16 protein-coding genes are annotated in these 18,112 nt (G+C 65.8%); 8 read left to right on the top strand and 8 right to left on the bottom strand.

Going from position 1 to position 18,112, the window contains the following annotated elements; all coding sequences use genetic code 11:
- Positions 1–33 precede the first annotated feature (33 nt).
- Genes dxs through ASC93_RS22785 form a run of 3 tightly spaced genes read right to left on the bottom strand, consistent with a single transcriptional unit; the run spans position 34 to position 3,095 of the window.
- Entirely contained in the window at positions 34–1,902 is a 1,869-nt protein-coding gene (gene dxs / locus ASC93_RS22775) for a 1-deoxy-D-xylulose-5-phosphate synthase (RefSeq protein ID WP_056447835.1), read from the bottom strand.
- On the bottom strand, positions 1,903–2,799 hold the full coding sequence (locus tag ASC93_RS22780) for a polyprenyl synthetase family protein (RefSeq protein WP_056447836.1): 897 nt from the start codon (positions 2,797–2,799) through the stop codon (positions 1,903–1,905).
- Positions 2,796–3,095, bottom strand: coding sequence for an exodeoxyribonuclease VII small subunit (locus ASC93_RS22785; RefSeq protein ID WP_082548276.1), 300 nt, complete (start codon positions 3,093–3,095; stop codon positions 2,796–2,798). Before ASC93_RS22785 ends, ASC93_RS22780 begins: the two co-directional genes overlap by 4 nt.
- A gap of 358 nt (positions 3,096–3,453) precedes the next feature.
- Here ASC93_RS22785 and ASC93_RS22790 point away from each other — a divergent pair, with 358 nt between their 5' ends.
- The 3 genes from ASC93_RS22790 to ASC93_RS22800 are packed head-to-tail and all read left to right on the top strand — an operon-like array spanning position 3,454 to position 6,367.
- The gene (locus ASC93_RS22790; RefSeq protein WP_056447842.1) at positions 3,454–4,569 is read left to right on the top strand and encodes an aromatic ring-hydroxylating dioxygenase subunit alpha; all 1,116 of its coding nucleotides are present in this window, start codon (positions 3,454–3,456) and stop codon (positions 4,567–4,569) included.
- Between the two features lie 13 nt (positions 4,570–4,582).
- Complete coding sequence (locus ASC93_RS22795; RefSeq protein WP_056447845.1) at positions 4,583–5,494, top strand: DMT family transporter; 912 nt, start codon at positions 4,583–4,585, stop codon at positions 5,492–5,494.
- 9 nt (positions 5,495–5,503) lie between these two features.
- Entirely contained in the window at positions 5,504–6,367 is an 864-nt protein-coding gene (locus ASC93_RS22800) for a sulfurtransferase (RefSeq protein ID WP_056447848.1), read from the top strand.
- A 286-nt stretch (positions 6,368–6,653) separates the two neighbouring features.
- Here ASC93_RS22800 and ASC93_RS31100 read toward each other — a convergent pair whose 3' ends face one another.
- From ASC93_RS31100 to polA, 4 genes are all read right to left on the bottom strand, one after another.
- On the bottom strand, positions 6,654–6,797 hold the full coding sequence (locus ASC93_RS31100; protein WP_157202083.1) for a hypothetical protein: 144 nt from the start codon (positions 6,795–6,797) through the stop codon (positions 6,654–6,656).
- Positions 6,798–6,888: 91 nt separating this feature from the next.
- Complete coding sequence (locus ASC93_RS22805; protein ID WP_157202092.1) at positions 6,889–7,590, bottom strand: ZIP family metal transporter; 702 nt, start codon at positions 7,588–7,590, stop codon at positions 6,889–6,891.
- 172 nt (positions 7,591–7,762) lie between these two features.
- On the bottom strand, positions 7,763–8,578 hold the full coding sequence (locus tag ASC93_RS22810) for a dienelactone hydrolase family protein (protein ID WP_056447851.1): 816 nt from the start codon (positions 8,576–8,578) through the stop codon (positions 7,763–7,765).
- Positions 8,579–8,682: 104 nt separating this feature from the next.
- Positions 8,683–11,442: a DNA polymerase I gene (polA, locus tag ASC93_RS22815; protein ID WP_056447854.1), complete on the bottom strand. Its 2,760-nt coding sequence runs from the start codon at positions 11,440–11,442 to the stop codon at positions 8,683–8,685.
- A 185-nt stretch (positions 11,443–11,627) separates the two neighbouring features.
- Between polA and ASC93_RS22820 the strand changes: the two genes are divergently transcribed.
- The 3 genes from ASC93_RS22820 (at position 11,628) to ASC93_RS22830 (ending at position 13,856) form a co-directional block, all read left to right on the top strand.
- Positions 11,628–12,071, top strand: a complete 444-nt coding sequence (locus tag ASC93_RS22820) for a DUF2782 domain-containing protein (RefSeq protein WP_082548290.1) — start codon at positions 11,628–11,630, stop codon at positions 12,069–12,071.
- A 61-nt stretch (positions 12,072–12,132) separates the two neighbouring features.
- Complete coding sequence (locus ASC93_RS22825) at positions 12,133–13,092, top strand: homoserine kinase (RefSeq protein ID WP_056447860.1); 960 nt, start codon at positions 12,133–12,135, stop codon at positions 13,090–13,092.
- Positions 13,089–13,856, top strand: coding sequence for a BPSS1780 family membrane protein (locus tag ASC93_RS22830; protein WP_056447863.1), 768 nt, complete (start codon positions 13,089–13,091; stop codon positions 13,854–13,856). Before ASC93_RS22825 ends, ASC93_RS22830 begins: the two co-directional genes overlap by 4 nt.
- Before the next feature lie 120 nt (positions 13,857–13,976).
- Here ASC93_RS22830 and ASC93_RS22835 read toward each other — a convergent pair whose 3' ends face one another.
- Positions 13,977–16,295 (bottom strand): UvrD-helicase domain-containing protein, encoded by a 2,319-nt coding sequence (locus tag ASC93_RS22835; RefSeq protein ID WP_056447866.1) that lies wholly within the window; start codon positions 16,293–16,295, stop codon positions 13,977–13,979.
- 258 nt (positions 16,296–16,553) lie between these two features.
- Between ASC93_RS22835 and ASC93_RS22840 the strand changes: the two genes are divergently transcribed.
- Together ASC93_RS22840 and ASC93_RS22845 are read left to right on the top strand one after the other, a co-directional pair.
- Positions 16,554–17,096, top strand: a complete 543-nt coding sequence (locus ASC93_RS22840; protein ID WP_082548277.1) for an SRPBCC family protein — start codon at positions 16,554–16,556, stop codon at positions 17,094–17,096.
- A 176-nt stretch (positions 17,097–17,272) separates the two neighbouring features.
- The gene (locus ASC93_RS22845) at positions 17,273–17,785 is read left to right on the top strand and encodes a hemerythrin domain-containing protein (RefSeq protein ID WP_056447870.1); all 513 of its coding nucleotides are present in this window, start codon (positions 17,273–17,275) and stop codon (positions 17,783–17,785) included.
- Positions 17,786–18,112 lie beyond the last annotated feature (327 nt).

Below are 18,112 nucleotides of genomic sequence, written 5' to 3' on the forward strand. Positions count from 1 at the left end.
GTGGGCACGGGGTGCCCACCGGGCGTAAAGCGCTCAGTTGTTGTTGACGACGAGGCGCGGCTCGCCGATGCCGAAGCGTTCGCGGATCGACGTGCCGATCCCGTGCGCATCGAGGCCGACGGACGCCAGCAGCATGGCCGGGTCGCCGTGGTCGATGAAGCGGTCCGGCAGGCCCAGGATCAGCAGCGGCTTGACGATACCCTCGGCGGCCAGCGCCTCCGCCACGGCGGAACCGGCGCCGCCCATCGTGCAGCCCTCTTCCACCGTCACCAGGTAGTCGTGATCGCGCGCCAGCCGTTGCACGAGGTCGACGTCGAGCGGCTTCACGAAACGCATGTCGGCGACGGTCGCGTTCAGGCCTTCGGCGGCGCCGAGGCTCGCCGCCACCATCGAGCCGAACGCGAGGATCGCGACGCCCTTGCCCTCGCGGCGGACGACGCCGCGGCCGATCTCGAGGACATCCAGCGCCGGGTCGATGGCCGCACCGACGCCGGCGCCGCGCGGGTAGCGCACGGCGGCCGGGCCTTCGTAGCGGTAGGCCGTCGTCAGCATCTTGCGGCATTCGTTTTCGTCCGACGGCGCCATCACGACCATGTTCGGGATGCAGCGCAGGTAGGCGATGTCGTAGTTGCCGGCGTGCGTGGCGCCGTCGGCGCCGACGAGGCCCGCGCGGTCCAGCGCGAACGTCACGTCCAGGTTCTGCAGCGCCACGTCGTGGATCAGCTGGTCGTAGCCTCGCTGCAGGAAGGTCGAGTAGATCGCGACGACCGGCTTCATGCCTTCCGTCGCGAGGCCGCCGGCGAACGTCACCGAGTGCTGCTCGGCGATGCCGACGTCGAAGTAGCGGTCGGGGTATTCCTGGTTGAAGCGCACCATGCCCGAGCCTTCGCGCATCGCCGGCGTGATGCCGACCAGGCGCTTGTCGACGGACGCCATGTCGCACAGCCAGTTGCCGAACACCTCGGTGTACGTGATCTTGGTGGCCTTGGCGGGCTTGATGCCTTCGCTCGGATTGAACTTGCCGGTGCCGTGGTACAGGATAGGCTCGGCCTCGGCCAGCTTGTAGCCCTGTCCCTTCTTCGTCACGACGTGCAGGAATTGCGGGCCCTTCAGGCGCTTGATGTTTTCCAGCGTCGGGATCAGCGAATCGAGGTCGTGGCCGTCGATGGGGCCGATGTAGTTGAAGCCGAATTCCTCGAACATGGTGGCCGGGACGACCATGCCCTTCGCGTGCTCCTCGAGCTTCTTCGCCAGCTCCAGCATGGGCGCGGGCAGCATCGTCTTGCCGACGTTCTTGGCGGCAGCGTAGAACTGGCCCGACATCAGGCGCGCCAGGTAGCGGTTCAGCGCGCCGACCGGCGGCGAGATCGACATGTCGTTGTCGTTCAGGACGACGAGCAGGTCGACGTCGTCCTCGACGCCCGCATTGTTCAGGGCCTCGAACGCCATGCCGGCGGTCATGGAGCCGTCGCCGATGACGGCGATGGCCTTGCGCTTTTCGCCCTTGATCCTGGCCGCCTGCGCCATGCCGAGGGCCGCCGAGATCGACGTCGACGAGTGCGCCGTGCCGAAGGTGTCGTACGCGCTTTCGTCGCGCTTCGGGAAGCCGGACAGGCCGTTCAGCTGGCGCAGCGTGGGCATGCGCTCGCGCCGGCCCGTGAGGATCTTGTGCGAGTAGGTCTGGTGGCCGACGTCCCACACGATGCGGTCTTCCGGCGTGTTGAACACGTAATGCAGCGCGATCGTCAGCTCGACGGTGCCGAGGTTGGACGACAGGTGGCCGCCGGTCTTGGAGACCGAATCGAGCAGGAACTGGCGCAGCTCGTGCGCCAGCGGCGTGAGCTGGGTGCGCGGCAGCTTGCGCAGGTCGGCCGGGTCGTTGATGGTATCTAGCAGTTTCATTTATGCCTTCCGCTGCACGATCAGGTCCGCGATCTGGCGCAGCCGCAGTGCTTGTTCTCCGAACGGCGCCAGCGCGTCGTGCGCCTCCCGCCGCAATTGTTCGGCCAGCGCCCTGGACGGCTCCAGCCCCAGAATCGACACATAGGTCGGCTTGTTGTCGGCAGCATCCTTGCCGGCCGTCTTGCCCAGGGTGGCCGAGTCCTCGGTCGCATCGAGGACGTCGTCCACGACCTGGAACGCGAGGCCGATCGCGCGCGAATACGCGGCGAGCGCTTCCAGCTCGTGCGGCGCGAGGTCGCGTCCCGCCAGGGCGCCCAGCAGCACGGACACGCGCAGCATGGCGCCGGTCTTGAGCTGGTGCATGCGCTCCAGTTGTTCGAGCGTGAGGCTGATGCCGACGCTGTCCAGGTCGATCGCCTGCCCGCCGCACATGCCCGCGGAACCGGCCGCCTCGGCCAGCAGGCGCAGCATGGTCACCGTGCGCGCCGGCGGCACGGTGGCCGTCCCGGCCAGCACCTCGAAGGCCTGGGCCTGCAGCGCATCGCCCACGAGCAGCGCGGTCGCTTCGTCATACGCCACGTGCACGGTCGGTTTGCCGCGGCGCAGGGCGTCGTCGTCCATGCACGGCATGTCGTCGTGGACGAGCGAATAGGCGTGGATCATTTCGACGGCGCACGCTGCGCGCGCCAGCGCGTCAGGCTCCGCGCCGAACAGCGCGCCGCTCGCGTGCACGAGCAGCGGGCGCACGCGCTTGCCGCCGCCCAGCACCGTGTAGCGCATCGCTTCGTGCAGCTTCGCCGGCACCCGGCTCGCCGCCGGCAGGAAGCGGTCGAGGGCGGCTTCGGCGTCGGCCTGCACGGCCTTCATCCAGGCCGGGAACTCCTGGGCGGCGCTCATACGTCGTCCTCGCCGTCGGCGCTGAACGGTTTCAGCATCTCGCCTTCCAGCACCTTGACCTGGGATTCGACCTTTTCCAGCTGGGCGGCGCAATAGCGCACGAGCTCGGAACCGCGTGCATACGCGGCCACCGATGCTTCCAAGGGCAATTGCCCACTTTCCATTTGGGTCACGAGTTGGGCCAGTTCGGCCATCGCCTGCTCGAAGGATTCCGGCGGCTGCGCGGCCGGCGCTGCGGCGGCCGGCGCTCCGGCGGCCGGCGCTCCGGCGCTCTCCGCGTTTGTTTTATTTGGCATAATGAGTTTGATCGATTCGGGGCGGGGCCGCACTACGCGCAACCTGTGCGCGGCGCGCCAGTCTAATCGCTTATTTTAAACAATCCTACTTCGACACGAACGGTGCGCCTGTCGCCGCCAACTTGCAAGCAAGGATACATTTTATCGCAAAGCGCCTCGGGATTCATGAAAACGATGCCGTTTAGGCAATTTTTGAACACCCACGTACCACAATCGCGAGCCGGTCCGGGACTGTAGAGCTCGTTACACGCTATAATCTCCGGTTCTGTCTCCGAAATACCGTATTCCGCTCTTTAAAAATACTGGTTCTCGGATTCTTTCTCTTCTTTGGCTGAATTCTTGGAAAAGGGGGGTTGGGATGTCCGATCTGGCTACCCACGCCAAGCTGGCGCGTTCGCTCGCCCAGCTTCCGGTAAATGTCTACTTCGACGACGCGCTGCTGCAGCGCGAAATGCAGCAATTGTTTCTCAAGGGGCCCCGCTACGTCGGCCACGAGTTGATGGTGCCCGAGGCGGGCGATTTCGCGACCCTGAAATCGGAGAACGAGGGCCGCATGCTGGTGCGCAATGCGCAAGGCATCGAATTGCTGTCGAACGTCTGCCGCCACCGCCAGGCGCTGATGTTCAATGGCCGCGGCAACGCCAAGAACATCGTCTGTCCCCTGCACCGCTGGACCTACGATCTCAAGGGCGAACTGATCGGCGCGCCGCATTTCGCCGACACGCCGTGCCTCAACCTGTCGAGGACGCCGCTGCAGAACTGGAACGGCCTGCTGTTCGAACAGAACGGCTACGACGTGATGGACAAGCTGGGCAAGCTGTCCGTCACGAAGGACCTGGATTTCTCGGGCTATATGTTCGACCACGTCGAGGTGCACGAGTGCGACTACAACTGGAAGACCTTCATCGAGGTCTACCTGGAGGATTACCACGTCGAGCCGTTCCACCCGGGCCTGGGCAACTTCGTCAGCTGCGACGACCTGCGCTGGGAATTCGGTCCGGACTTCAGCGTCCAGACCGTGGGCGTGCACCGCGGCCTGCAGAAGTCCGGCTCGCCGGCGTACAAGAAATGGCAGGAGCAGGTCCTCAAGTTCAACAACGGCCAGGCACCGAAATACGGCGCGATCTGGCTGACCCTGTATCCGAACATCATGGTCGAGTGGTATCCGAACGTGCTCGTCGTGTCGACCCTGTGGCCGCTGGGTCCGCAGAAGACGCGCAACGTCGTCGAGTTCTACTATCCGGAAGAATTCGTCCTGTTCGAGCGCGAATTCGTCGATGCCGAGCGCGCCGCCTACATGGAGACGTGCGTCGAGGACGACGAGATCGCCCTGCGCATGGACGCCGGCCGCAAGGCGCTGATGGAACGCGGCGTCACCGAGGCGGGGCCGTACCAGTCGCCGATGGAAGACGGCATGCAGCACTTCCACGAATGGTATCGCGGCAAACTCGACAATATTCCTCCGGGGATGTAATGGTTGTTATCTGATGGCTCCACTCTGGATGTTGTTCGCCAGCTTCCTGTTCGCCGCCATGGGCGCGTGCGTGAAGCTGGCCTCCGTGCTCTACTCGACGTCGGAAATCGTGATGTACCGGGGCTTCATCGGCGCCCTGCTGCTGCTGCCGATGATCCGTCTGCAGGGCGGTTCGTTCAGGACATCGTTCCCGAAAGAGCATCTCTGGCGCAGCGTCGTCGGCGTCGTCTCGCTGTGGCTGTGGTTCTACGCGATCGCCAAACTGCCGCTGGCGACCGCCGTCACCCTCAATTACATGGCGCCGATCTGGCTCGCCACGTATATGTTCTTCATCGGCTGGTGGCGCGGCAAGGGCTTGCCCGAATGGCCGCTGGCGCTCGCGATCACGATGAGCTTCGTCGGCGTGACGCTCGTGCTGCGCCCGGCCGTCGCGACCCATGAGTGGATCGGCGGCGTCGTCGCCATCGCCTCGTCCGTGATCGCCGCCATGGCGTACATGCAGGTGCGGCGCCTCGGCCAGATGGGCGAGCCGGAATACCGCGTCGTGTTCTATTTTTCCGTCACGATGGGCGTTGCGGGCCTCGTCGGCTCGCTGCTGGGGAACGGCATGAGCACGTTCCGCCCGCAATCCCTGCACGGCATGGGCCTGCTGGCGGGGATCGCCGCCAGCGGCCTGATCGCCCAGATCGCCATGACGCGCGCCTACCGCATCGGCAAGGTGCTCGTCGTCGCCAACCTGCAGTACACGGGCATCATCTTTTCCAGCCTCTGGGGCATGGTGCTGTGGGGCGACGTGTTCGACTGGCACGTCTGGCTGGGCATGGGCGTGATCCTCCTCTCCGGGATCGCCGCGACGTTCTACAATACGACGCGCACGGCGCGCGGCGCCGTCGTCAAGGAACTCGACCCCATCGTCACCGAATAAAGGAGTGCCATGTCCACCGACACGACCCTGATCGAACCCGCCGCACTGGCAGCGCATGTCGCCGACCCGAACTGGGTGATCGTCGACTGCCGCCACGACCTCATGAACCTCGCCGCCGGCCGCGACGCCTGGGCGGCCGGCCACATCCCGGGCGCCGTCTTCGCCGACATGGAGACGGAACTGTCGGGCGCCAAGCGCGACGCGGCCGGGAACTTCCGCGGCCGCCATCCGCTGCCGGAAAAGGAGGCGTTCATCGAACTGCTGCGCGGCTGGGGCGTGAACGACGATTCCCAGGTCGTCGCGTACGACGCGCACGGCGGCATGTATGGCGCGCGCCTGTGGTGGATGCTGCGCTGGGTCGGCCACGGGGCCGTCGCCGTGCTGGATGGCGGCTTGAGCGCTTGGCAGGCGGCGAGGCAACCCGTCGTCACCGATGCCCCGGCCCCGCGCGCCCGCGGCAGCATTTCCGCCCGACCGGCCCTCGTGACGACGGTCGACGTGGCCGCGGTCCTGCACAACGTGGAACACGGCGGCAAGACCATCGTCGACGCGCGCTCGCCGGACCGCTTCCGCGGCGAGAACGAGACGATCGACCCGGTCGGTGGCCATATCCCGGGCGCGAAGAACCGCTTCTTCAAGGACAACCTGCAGGCCGACGGCCGCTTCAAGGCGCCGGATCAGCTGAAGGCGGAGCTGGGGGTGGCGGTGGGCGATCCGAAGGACGCCATCATGCAATGCGGCTCCGGCGTGACCGCGTGCCACAACCTGCTGGCGCTGGAAGTGGCCGGACTGCGGGGTGCGGCGCTGTATCCGGGGTCGTGGAGCGAGTGGGCGGCGGACCCGAAGCGCGCGGTGGCGACAGGCCCCGCCTGATCATTTCGCAGCCCCGCCTGACGCGTCGTCCCCGCGCAGGCGGTACCCAATGTTGCGAGCGCTGCCGCTACGCATGAAACTTGGGCCCCTGCCTGCGCAGGGGCGACGTTCATCAGTCGCGTGGCACCGTTTGGATACGGGCGCGGCCTGGTCATTCCGTCGTTCCTGCGTCACCCCGTCGTCCCCGTGTCCCCCCGTCGTCCCCGCGCAGGCGGGGACCCAATGTTGCGAGCGCTGCAGCTGCGCATGAAACCTGGGGCCCCTGCCTGCGCAGGGGCGACGTTGTTCAGTGGCTGAAGTCGTACGGGGCGGGCAACACGTCCGCCAGGGTGAACAACACGACGGTCAACACCAGGGCCATGAGCACGTAGCCGAAACGCGCCGGCTTGTCGCGCAGTGCCACGACCAGTTGATTCAGCAGCCTTCCCATGCTCGCCTCCGTTCAGGTTACGGTTCAGCATAGGACGCAAGGAATCGCCGTGTCAACCGGCAGGCGCAGTGATCCTGCGGTGATCCGTATCTTAATGGCCGTGCGTCAGGAGCAAGACGATGACGACGCCGAGCCCGATCAACAGCACCTGCGGAATGGAATCGCGCACGGTGGCGCGGCGCTGCATCTGCGGCATCAGGTCGCTCACGGCGATGTAGATGAAGCCGGACGACGCGAACACCAGCACGTAGGGAATCAGGTTGCTGGCGCGGTCCAGCGTCGCATAACCGAGCACGCCGCCCAGCACGGCCAGCAGGCTGCATAACAGATTGAACACGTAGGCGCGCACGCGCGAGAAACCGGCGTTCAGCAGCACGATGAAGTCGCCGATCTCCTGCGGGATCTCGTGGGCGATGATGGCCACGCCCGTGACGATGCCCAGCTGCGGATTGGCCAGGAACGCCGCCGCGATCAGGATGCCGTCGGTGAAGTTGTGCATGCCGTCGCCGATCAGGATCATCCAGCCGGCGCGTCCCGCCTGCATGGCGTCGTGGCCGTGGGCGTGATGGTGCCCGTCGCCCTCGTGGTGGTGCGAATGGCGCAGCAGGGCCACCTTCTCCAGCAGGAAGAACGCGAGCAGTCCGCCCAGCAGGGTGGCGAACAGCGCATGCGTGTCGGCCTTCGATTCGAACGCTTCCGGCAAGGCGTGCAGCAGCGAGGTCGACAGCATGATGCCGACCGACAGGCTGACCATGCGTTCGACGACTTTCGCCAGCAAGGCAAAGGAAAACACCGCGGCGGCCGTGATGCTGACCACGCCCGCCAGGCCGGTGGCCAGCAGGATGGAGATGAGAATCGGGTCGATGTTGAAGCCTCTTGTTGTTCTTGGATGGTGTGCATACAGGCGCACGCATGCACACCCAGCGGACGCAAACCGCTGATTGTACCTCCCCGGCGTGGCGGCGTCAGCCGACGCCGTGTTCGCGCAGCCAGGCCAGCGCGCGGGCGAAGCCGTCGCGGGCAGCCTTCGCGTTGTAGGTCGGGCGGTAGTCGGCGTGGAAGGCGTGGCCGGCGTCCGGGTAGACGACGATCGCGGAATCGCTCGTCCCCGCGCCCAGCGCGGCCGTCATTTTCTCGACCGTGGCGAGCGGGATGCCGGTGTCCTTCGCGCCGTACAGGCCGAGCACGGGCACGGTGAGCGCGGGCGCGACGTCGATCGGATGGCGCGGCTGGCCGGGAGGATTCGGATCGGCCACCAGCTTGCCGTACCACGCCACGGCCGCCTTCACGCGCGGATTGTGCGCCGCGTACAGCCACGTCATGCGCCCGCCCCAGCAAAAGCCGTTGATGCCGAGACGGTCGACGTCGCCGCCGTTCCGGCCGGCCCAGGCCACGCAGGCGTCGATGTCGCCCATCGCCTGGGCGTCCGGCACCTTGCGGACGATGCGCGCCATCAGCGTCGTGATGTCGGGGATGGTGGACGGGTCGCCCTGGCGCACGAAGAGATCCGGCGCCAGCGCCAGGTAGCCCTGCTTGGCGAAGCGGCGCGCCACGTCGGCGATGTGCTCGTGCAGGCCGAAGATTTCGGAGACGACGATCACCACCGGCAGCTTGTCCTGCCCGGCCGGACGGGCGTGGTAGACGGGCACTGCCTGGCCGTCGACCGCCAGGCTGGCCAGGCCGGCGACCAGGCCTTCGGTATCGGTGTGGATCACGGACTGGGTTGCGATGGGCCGGGCGGCTGCCGCAAAACCATCGCCGGCGCTTGCGTTGTCGTTCATTTCCTTCTTTCGTTCGCGGATGACTGGCCTGCCATGTTAGCAGCGCCATCGGCGATACGCTTGCCCGCCGTGCGGCACAGGCACGGCGGGCCCACCCCACCCTCTCAGTGAGCCTCTTCCCAGTTGCTGCCGACACCCGTTTCGGCCACGAGCGGCACCTTGAGCGTGGCCACGCTGCCCATCAGTTCCGGCAGCTTCTGCTTGACCAGTTCGAGCTCGTCCTGCGGCACTTCCAGCACCAGTTCGTCGTGCACCTGCATCACCATGCGCGTTGCCAGGGCCTCTTTCTCGATCCAGTCCTGCACGGCGATCATCGCCAGCTTGATCAGGTCCGCGGCCGTGCCCTGCATCGGTGCATTGATCGCGGCGCGTTCGGCGCCGGCGCGGCGCGGGCCGTTCGGCGAATTGATCTCGGGGAGCCACAGGCGGCGGCCGAACACGGTCTCGACATAGCCCCGCTCCTTGGCGAGCAGGCGGGTCTCGTCCATGTAGCGCTTGACGCCCGCGAAGCGCTGGAAGTAGCGCTCGATGTAGTTGCCGGCGGCGCCCCGCTCGATGCCGAGGTTCTGCGCGAGGCCGAAGGCGCTCATCCCGTAGATCAGGCCGAAGTTGATGACCTTCGCGTAGCGCCGCTGCTCGCTCCCCACCTCGTCCGGCGCCACGCCGAAGATCTCGGCGGCCGTGGCGCGGTGGATGTCCTCGCCGGCCGCGAACGCGCGCAGCATCGCCTCGTCTTCCGAGATGTGGGCCATGATGCGCAGCTCGATCTGCGAATAGTCGGCCGACACGATCACGCTGCCCGGCGGCGCGACGAACGCTTCGCGGATGCGGCGGCCCTCGCCCGTGCGCACGGGGATGTTCTGCAGGTTCGGATCGTTCGACGCGAGCCGGCCCGTGATGGCGACGGCCTGCGCGTAGTTCGTGTGCACGCGGCCGGTCTTCGGGTTGACCATCTTCGGCAGCTTGTCGGTGTACGTCGACTTCAGCTTCGACAGGCCGCGGTGCTCCAGCAGGATCTTCGGCAGCGGGTAATCTTCCGCCAGCTTCTGCAGCACCTCTTCGTCGGTCGACGGCGCGCCGGTCGCGGTCTTCTTGATCACCGGCAGCTGCAGCTTGCCGAAGAAGATCTCGCCGATCTGCTTGGGCGACCCGAGGTTGAACGGGCCGCCGGCCAGTTCATACGCCTGCTGCTCCAGTTCCATGATGCGCGCCGCCAGCTGGTTCGACTGCGCCGCCAGTTTGTCGGCGTCGATCAGCACGCCGTTGCGCTCGATCTTCTGCAGCACGACGGACGTGGGCAGTTCGATCTTGCGGTAGATATGGTTCAGGCCCGCATCGCTTTCCACGTGGCCGATCATCGCATGGTGCAGGCGCAGGGTGATGTCGGAATCTTCCGCCGCGTACTCGGTCGCGCGGCCGAGTTCCACCTGGTCGAAGCAGATCTGGTTCACGCCCTTGCCGCACACATCGACGAAGGGGATCGTCGTATAGCCCAGGTGGCGCAGCGCCATCGTGTCCATGTCGTGCGGCTTGTGCGATTCGAACACGTACGATTGCAGCAGCGTGTCGTGCACGATGCCGCGCAGTTTCACCCCGTGGTTTTCGAAGATGTGGCTGTCGTACTTGAGGTTCTGCCCCAGTTTCGGCTTGTCCGGGTTTTCCAGCCACGGCTTCATGCGCGCCAGGACTTCCTCGCGGTTCAGCTGCTCGGGCACGCCGGCGTAGCGGTGCGCGAGCGGGATGTACGCGCCCTTGCCCGCCTCGACGGACAGCGAGATGCCGACCATCTCCGCCGTCATCGGGTCGAGCGACGTCGTCTCGGTGTCGACCGACGTCAGCGGCGCCCTGTCGATCAGGTCCAGCCAGCGCTCGAACGCGTCCAGCGTCGTGACGGTCTCGTACTCGCCCTTGATGATCGGCATGCCCGGCTGGGTGCCGCCCGCGCCTTCCGGCGAATTGAGGGCGGGCGCCGGCGCGCCGGGGGCGCCGTACTTGGCCGCGTTGCCGGGGCCGATCTCGCGCAGCATGGTCTTGAAGCCGTAGCGCTGGAAGAAGTCGCGCAGCGCCTCCTTGTCCTCGGGGCGGCCGACGAGGGTTTCCTCGATCGACACGATGTGGCCCACGAGGTCGCAATCCGTCTTCACGGTGATCAGTTCGCGGCCTTTCGGCAGCCATTCGAGGGCGGCGCGCAGGTTCTCGCCGACGGCGCCCGTGATGCTGTGGGCGTTTTCGATCACGCCGTCCAGCGAACCGTGCAGGGTCAGCCACTTGACGGCCGTCTTGGGGCCGCACTTGGTGACGCCGGGGACGTTGTCGACGGTGTCGCCGATGAGGGTCAGGTAGTCGATGATGCGGTTCGGGGCCACGCCGAATTTCGCCAGCACGCCCGCCTCGTCGAGCTTCTCGTTGCTCATCGTGTTGATCAGCATGACCTTGTCGTTCACGAGCTGGGCGAGGTCCTTGTCGCCGGTCGAGACGACGGTGGAAAGGCCGCGCGCCGTCGCCTGCGCCGCGAGGGTGCCGATGACGTCGTCCGCTTCGACGCCCTCGACCATCAGGATCGGCCACCCCATGTGACGCACCACTTCATGGATCGGCTCGATCTGCCTGGCCAGGTCTTCCGGCATCGACGCGCGCGTGGCCTTGTATTCCGGGTACAGGTCGTCGCGGAACGTCTTGCCCTTGGCGTCGAACACGCAGGCGATGTACGCGGCCGGGAAGTCCGCGCGCAGGCGGCGCAGCATGTTGACCATGCCGTGCATCGCGCCGGTCGGGTAGCCGTCCGGGCTGCGCAGGTCGGGCAGCGCGTGGAACGCACGATAGAGATAACTGGAACCGTCGACGAGAAGCAGGGTATTGTCCATAGGGCAGAATCGAGAGTGGGCCGCGGCGGCACGGCAAAACGTGCGCCATTATCGCAGAAACAGGGTAGAAAAAAGATAAGCCGGCAGAGCCGCCGGCCATGCCATCCAGATGAGGACGAAGCCACACTTTTCACAGGGAAGTGGCGCCGTTTGTTACAATGGACTAAACGACAAAGGTGACCATCATGCCGCGCATCCCTTCCCGCCTCGCCATTTTCGCGCTGTTCCTGGCTTCTCAAGCCGGATTGGCCGCGGCCCAGCAGTCGGCGACGCAGCCGACGCCCAGCCCGGCACCGCCGAAGCTCGAGCGCATCGAGCCGGGGAGCGACGTTCCCGCGACCAATATTCCGCCGAAACGCGGCACCCAGATCAAGGAAACGCGCGCCGGCGGCCAGGTCACCGAAGTCGAAGTCACCACGCCCGGTGGCAGCCATTACTACATGAAACCGAACACCCAGCCCGGCAACGCGCAGACGAATTCGATCCGCGCGCCGCAGTGGAAGGTGGGTGAGTTCGACCTGTCGGGCAAGCGGAAAGCCACGAGCGAATCCGGCACCAATGCCCCGACGACGGCCGACGCGCCGCCTCCTCCTCCCATGCCGGCTACCGCCGCGCCTGAGAAGAAGTAACAAGCCGTCAACAGGACCGGCCACTCGCGTGGCCGCTACAGCGACTTTTCTTTCCTACACAATGGCAGTCTTCACCCCGGTCACGCTGGATGACCTCTCCCAGTGGATCAAGCAGTTTCCCCTTGGCAAAGCCGTCGCGCTCAAAGGTATCTCGAGCGGCATCGAAAACAGTAATTTCTTCCTGACGACGGAACGCGGCGAGTACGTCCTGACCCTCTTCGAGAACCTCGACTTCGAGCAACTGCCCTTCTACGTGCAGCTCATGCGCCACCTGGCCGAGCGCGGCATCCCCGTGCCGGCGCCCGTGCCGAACGAGGCGGGCGAGCTGGTGGTGGCGCTGCACGGCAAGCCGGCGGCCATCGTCAGCAAGCTCGACGGCAGCTCGCAGATGGACCCGCAGCCGGTGCACTGCGCCGAAGTCGGCGCGATCCTGGCGCGGATGCACCTGGCCGGCCGCGACTTCCCGCTGCACCAGCCGAATCTGCGCGGGCTGGACTGGTGGGTCGAGACGGTGCCCAAGGTCCTGCCCTGGCTGGCCGCGGATACGGCCGCGCTGCTGCAAGCGGAGCTGGCATTCCAGCGCGACTTCGCGGCCGGCACCACGTATGCGCAATTGGAGCGCGGGCCCGTCCACGCCGACCTGTTCCGCAACAACGTGATGTTCGTCGGCGAGCGCCTGTCCGGCTGCTTCGATTTCTACTTTGCCGGCTGGGACACCTGGCTGTTCGACCTGGCCGTCACCGTCAACGACTGGTGCATCGACCTGGACAGCGGCCGCCTCGACGCGGCACGCGTCCTGGCCCTGACGCGCGCCTACCACGCCGTCCGTCCGTTCACGGCGGCCGAGCAGGCGGCGTGGTTGCCGATGTTGAGGGCGGCGGCGCTGCGCTTCTGGCTGTCGCGCCTGTACGACTTCTACCGTCCGCGCGAGGCCGAAATGCTGACCCCGCACGATCCCACCCACTTCGAACGAGTCCTGCGCGAGCGCATCGCGACAGGCGCCCCCGACCTCACAGCATGAACGATTTACCCGCACGTACCGGATGGGAGTGGCTGAAACAAGGCATCGGCCTGTTCCGCAAACAGCCCGCAGCCCTGACGACGCTCCTCTTCGCCAACATCCTGTTCAGCATCGGCCTGTCGGCCGTGCCGTTCCTGGGTTCGGTACTTGCGGTCGTGCTGATTCCGTCGTTCTCGATGGCCTTCATGCAGGCTTGCCTGATGATCGAGAATGGCGACCGGGTCACCCCGGCCGTGCTGCTGACGGGCTTCCGCCAGCCGGCGCTGGCCGCGCTGTGCAAGCTCGGGCTCGTCTACCTGGGCGTGTCGCTGCTGATGATGGTGATCACGCGCCTGGCGATCCCGCCCGAGGTCCTCATGCAGATGATGCCCCGGCCCGACGCCAAGGCCCCGCCGGACATCCAGACGTCGCACATGCTGGCACTGTTCGGCGTGTTCCTGATGGACGTGGCCGTGCTGGTGACGCTGTGCTTCGCCGCCCCGCTCACCTACTGGAAGCACATGGGGCCGGGCAAGGCGACGTTCTACAGCTTCTTCGCCGTCATCCGCACGGCGCGCCCGTTCCTCGTCCTGCTGGCGGCCTGGTTCGCCATTTTCTTTGGCGTGTGCATCGTCGCCGCCCTGCTGTTCGGCGACGCCGCGCTGGGACGGGTCGTGCTCATGTGGCTGATCTTCCTGTTCGTGCTGTTGCTGCAATGCGCGATGTATGCGGGGTATCGCACCATCTTCGGCAAGCCGTACGACAAGGCGCCGCAGCCGGCGTGATGCCGGGCACGGGGTGCCTGCTTACACACGCCGACGTAGGGTGGGCGGCCTCCGCCCACGCGGGCGTTCGCGCATCACATGCATCCGCGTGGGCACGGGGTGCCCACCCAACGGCCAATTTTATCGGCCGACGCGCTCCAGCTTGGCCACCGACAGGTCGAGCACCTTCATCCCCGCCGCGCCGAAATTGATCTGCGCGCGCGCACTGCCCGCGCCACCCTCGATGTTGACGATCACGCCTTCGCCGAACCGCGCGTGATTCACCGACTCGCCGATGCGCCATCCGGTCCCGTTGCCGCTGCTGGACTTTTGCGCGATCTGCTTGGCGATCTGGTTGTCGCTGCCGCCTTCGCGGAAATCGGCGTCGTCCCAGGCCGTCGTCGACTTGCGGCCGGCGAACCAGTTCGTCTGCACGCGCGGCGTCAGCCATTTCAGCGCGTGTTCCGGCAGCTCGTCGAAGAAGCGCGACTTCATGTTGAAGCGCGTCTGGCCGTGCAGCATGCGCTGCTGCGTAAAACTCATGTACAGGCGCTGGCGCGCGCGCGTGATCGCCACGTACATCAGCCGGCGTTCCTCGTCGACGCCATCCATCTCGCGCGCGCTGCTCTCGTGCGGGAACAGGCCCTCTTCCAGGCCCGTGATGAACACGGCGTCGAATTCCAGGCCCTTGGCCGAGTGCACGGTCATGAGCTGCATCGCTTCCTGGCCGGCCTGCGCCTGGGCGTCGCCCGCTTCCAGCGACGCGTGCGCGAGGAAGGCGGACAGCGGCGACATCACGGTCGACAGCGGCGCGTCCGCGTCGAGCACGTCGATGCCGTCGCCGTCCACGATCGCCGTGCCGCTCGCGGCCAGCGCCTGCGGGCCGAGATGGGCCGGCGCCTGCGTGCCGAAACCTTCTTCCTGCACGAACTGGGTGGCGGCGCCGACCATCTGCTGCAAGTTCTCGATGCGCTCCTGGCCCTCTTTTTCGTTGGCGTAGTGCGCCAGCAGCGTGCTGCGCTCGAGCACGACGCGCACCATCTCCGGCAGCGGCAGTTGCTGGGTCTCGAAGCGCGCGCTCTCGATCAGCTTGACGAAGTTGCCGAGCGCCGTGCCGGCCTTGCCCGTCATGTAAGGCACGGCCGCGTACAGCGACACGCGATAGCTTTCCGCCGCCATCTGCAACTGCTCGATCGAACGGGCGCCGATGCCGCGCGTCGGAAAATTCACGACGCGCATGAACGCGGAATCGTTGTGCGGGTTGTCCATCAGCTGCAGGTACGCGATGGCGTGCTTGACCTCGGCGCGCTGGAAGTAGCGCAGGCCGCCGTACACGGTGTACGGCAGGCCGGCCGCGAACAGCGCGTGCTCGATCACGCGGCTCTGGGCGTTGGAGCGGTACAGCACGGCGATCTCGCTCTTGGAGACGCCTTCCGCCATCAGGCTCTTGGCCTCGTCGATGATCCACTGCGCCTCTTCGAGGTCGGACGACGCTTCGTAGATGCGCACCGGCTCGCCCTGGCCCGCGTCCGTGCGCAGGTTCTTGCCGAGGCGTTTCGCGTTGTTCGAAATGAGGTGGTTGGCGCTGTCGAGGATGTTGCCGTGCGAGCGGTAGTTCTGCTCCAGCTTGATCAGGTTTTTCACTTCGAAGTCGCGCTCGAACGCCTGCATGTTGCCGACATTGGCGCCGCGGAACGCGTAGATGCTCTGGTCGTCGTCGCCGACGGCGAAGATGGCGCCGCCGCGCTGCTCGCCGTGGCCGGCCAGCAGCTTCAGCAGGTTGTATTGCAGGTCGTTGGTGTCCTGGAACTCGTCGACGAGGATGTGGCGGAAGCGCATCTGGTAATGCTGGCGCAGCGGGTGGTTGCGCTGCAGCAGTTCGTACGAGCGCAGCAGCAGCTCGGCGAAGTCGACGACGCCTTCGCGCTGGCATTGCTGGTCATAGAAATCGTACAGCTCGGCCATGCGCTTTTGCACATGGTCGTACGCCTCGACGTCGTGCGCGCGCTGGCCGCGGTCCTTGGCGTTGTTGATGAAGTACATCAGGTCCTTGGCCGGGTACTTCTCGTCGTCCACGTTCAGCGCCTTGAGCATGCGCTTGATCATCGACAGCTGGTCCTGCGAATCGAGGATCTGGAACGTCTGCGGCAACGCGGCGTCGCGGTGGTGCGTGCGCAGCAGGCGGTTGCACAGGCCGTGGAACGTGCCGATCCACATGCCGCGCGTGTTCACCGGCAGCATCGCCGAAAGGCGCGTGAGCATCTCCTTGGCGGCCTTGTTCGTAAAGGTCACGGCCATGAGGCCGGCCGGGGACACCTGCCCCGTCTGGATCAGCCAGGCGATGCGGGTCGTCAGCACCCGCGTCTTGCCGGACCCGGCGCCCGCGAGAATGAGGGCGCTCTGGGACGGCAGCGTGACGGCGGCCAGTTGTTCGGGATTCAGGTTGTCGAGGAGATTCATGCGGGCATTATAACGTCGCGACCCGCCCTCGGCATCGCCGCGGCGGCATTTTTACTGATGATATATACAGTATCACAACATCGTCGCCACCGAAACATGACTGCGCCCGCAATGTTGCCACACGGCTCGCGGGCGCCATGATGATCTCTTTTCACGTAATTTTGACGACAGATGGGGTTTTTCATCGGTCCCGCCTTTGTCAGGCGTGGACCACTTTTGTGTATCGCAAGCGAACGCTCTTGGCATAAGGAGGTAAAAATGCTGAACCGTGTAGTGACGGTCGCCGCGCTGGCCGTCGGCGGCATGATGCTGTCGAAAAAAATGAAGGGTAATAAATCGGGCATGGGCTCGTCGATTCTCGAAACGATCGAGGTCAACGTCCCCGTGCGCACCGCCTACAATCAGTGGACCCAGTTCGAGGACTTCCCGCAGTTCATGGGCAGCGTCCATGAAGTCCGTCAACTGGACGACAAGCGCCTGCACTGGAAGGCCAATGTGGCCGGCGAAGACAAGGAATGGGATGCCGAGATCACGGAGCAGATTCCGGACAAGCGCATCGCCTGGCGCAGCACCAGCGGCGTGCCGAACGGCGGCGTCGTGACCTTCCACAAGCTGTCCGACGACGTCACCCGCATCACGCTGCAGATGGATTACCAGCCGGAAGGACCGGCCGAGAAGATCGGCGACGCCCTCGGCGCGGTGCGCCTGGAAGCCCGCGGCAACCTGCAGAAGTTCAAGGACCTGCTCGAGAAACGCGGCAAGGAAACGGGCGCCTGGCGCGGCAGCATCTCGCAGCACTGAAGGTCCCGCCGCCTGTATGGACGCCGCCCGTGAGGCGGCGTTTTTTTCGGAAGCGGGCGTTGCTGTGACGCGACCCTGGGTGCGTTACCGAACATGCTGCATGGGTGGGCGGGGAGTAGGATGAAACCCTGACGGCATATCGGAATATGCCGGGCAACCCGTTGAGGAGAGTACCCATGGCAACCACAGACGACCCTGCACGGCCGGAACCGCATGCCGCGTTCCCTGCCGACAATCCGGTCCAGGCCCTGCTGCGCGACCACGACCTGGTCCGCAAGCTCGCGGACAAATACCAGAACACGCAAAGCGCCGACGTCAGGAAGCAGGCGGCGACCCAGCTGATCCAGGCCATCCACATGCACTCGCGCCTCGAGGAAGGCGTTTTCTATCCCGGCGTACGCCGCGTCGACCCGAACCTGATCGCCCGCTTCGAGGAAGACCACCTCGCCGTCGACGACCTGCTGGCCACGCTGCAAGGCATGTCGTTGGACGAGGCCCGCGCCGAGCCATTGGTACACGAACTCATCGATGCGGTCCTGAGCCATATCCGCCAGGAGGAAACGCAGCTGTTCCCCGAACTCAAGCAGGCGGCACTCGACCTGACGTCGATCGGGCTGGAGATGCAGGCGTTCGAAGCGAATCTCGTGCACATGCAGGCGCAGCTCAGTGACCGGGCCGCGCAACACTGAACGCGGCTTGATCGGAATGGGGATTGGCCGGTCATTGGCCGATTCCCTCCACGGTCTGTCAAATGCAGGATGACGTGGGCAGACGCTTTACGTTCGGCATGGCTTCCGCCCGCAGCCAGGACAGGAATTTTATCAATTCACGTTCCCCGCCACGCCGTTGCAACCTCACCGTCAGCAAACGTCGCAGTCCATGTTCACTGTATCCGAACTGTCTGATGGCTGGAATGATCGCATGATGCGCGACCAACAGACGCTTCTCGCTCGCAGTCACTGGTGGCACGATAAATTTGCGCACATCTGCCTCGACGATCCACACCGTACCGTCGC

The organism is Massilia sp. Root335, from assembly GCF_001425685.1.
Classification (GTDB): domain Bacteria; phylum Pseudomonadota; class Gammaproteobacteria; order Burkholderiales; family Burkholderiaceae_D; genus Telluria; species Telluria luteola.

Bases quoted from the DNA above. Each gene is read 5' to 3' on its own strand.
- ASC93_RS22810 (WP_056447851.1), bottom strand. From the start codon at position 8,578: ATGAACGACAACGCAAGCGCCGGCGATGGTTTTGCGGCAGCCGCCCGG.
- ASC93_RS22845 (WP_056447870.1), top strand. From the start codon at position 17,273: ATGGCAACCACAGACGACCCTGCACGGCCGGAACCGCATGCCGCGTTC.
- ASC93_RS22840 (WP_082548277.1), top strand. From the start codon at position 16,554: ATGCTGAACCGTGTAGTGACGGTCGCCGCGCTGGCCGTCGGCGGCATG.
- ASC93_RS22820 (WP_082548290.1), top strand. From the start codon at position 11,628: ATGCCGCGCATCCCTTCCCGCCTCGCCATTTTCGCGCTGTTCCTGGCT.
- ASC93_RS22795 (WP_056447845.1), top strand. From the start codon at position 4,583: ATGGCTCCACTCTGGATGTTGTTCGCCAGCTTCCTGTTCGCCGCCATG.
- ASC93_RS31100 (WP_157202083.1), bottom strand. From the start codon at position 6,797: ATGGGAAGGCTGCTGAATCAACTGGTCGTGGCACTGCGCGACAAGCCG.
- ASC93_RS22800 (WP_056447848.1), top strand. From the start codon at position 5,504: ATGTCCACCGACACGACCCTGATCGAACCCGCCGCACTGGCAGCGCAT.
- ASC93_RS22780 (WP_056447836.1), bottom strand. From the start codon at position 2,799: ATGAGCGCCGCCCAGGAGTTCCCGGCCTGGATGAAGGCCGTGCAGGCC.
- polA (WP_056447854.1), bottom strand. From the start codon at position 11,442: ATGGACAATACCCTGCTTCTCGTCGACGGTTCCAGTTATCTCTATCGT.
- ASC93_RS22785 (WP_082548276.1), bottom strand. From the start codon at position 3,095: ATGCCAAATAAAACAAACGCGGAGAGCGCCGGAGCGCCGGCCGCCGGA.
- ASC93_RS22830 (WP_056447863.1), top strand. From the start codon at position 13,089: ATGAACGATTTACCCGCACGTACCGGATGGGAGTGGCTGAAACAAGGC.
- ASC93_RS22835 (WP_056447866.1), bottom strand. From the start codon at position 16,295: ATGAATCTCCTCGACAACCTGAATCCCGAACAACTGGCCGCCGTCACG.
- ASC93_RS22790 (WP_056447842.1), top strand. From the start codon at position 3,454: ATGTCCGATCTGGCTACCCACGCCAAGCTGGCGCGTTCGCTCGCCCAG.
- dxs (WP_056447835.1), bottom strand. From the start codon at position 1,902: ATGAAACTGCTAGATACCATCAACGACCCGGCCGACCTGCGCAAGCTG.
- ASC93_RS22825 (WP_056447860.1), top strand. From the start codon at position 12,133: ATGGCAGTCTTCACCCCGGTCACGCTGGATGACCTCTCCCAGTGGATC.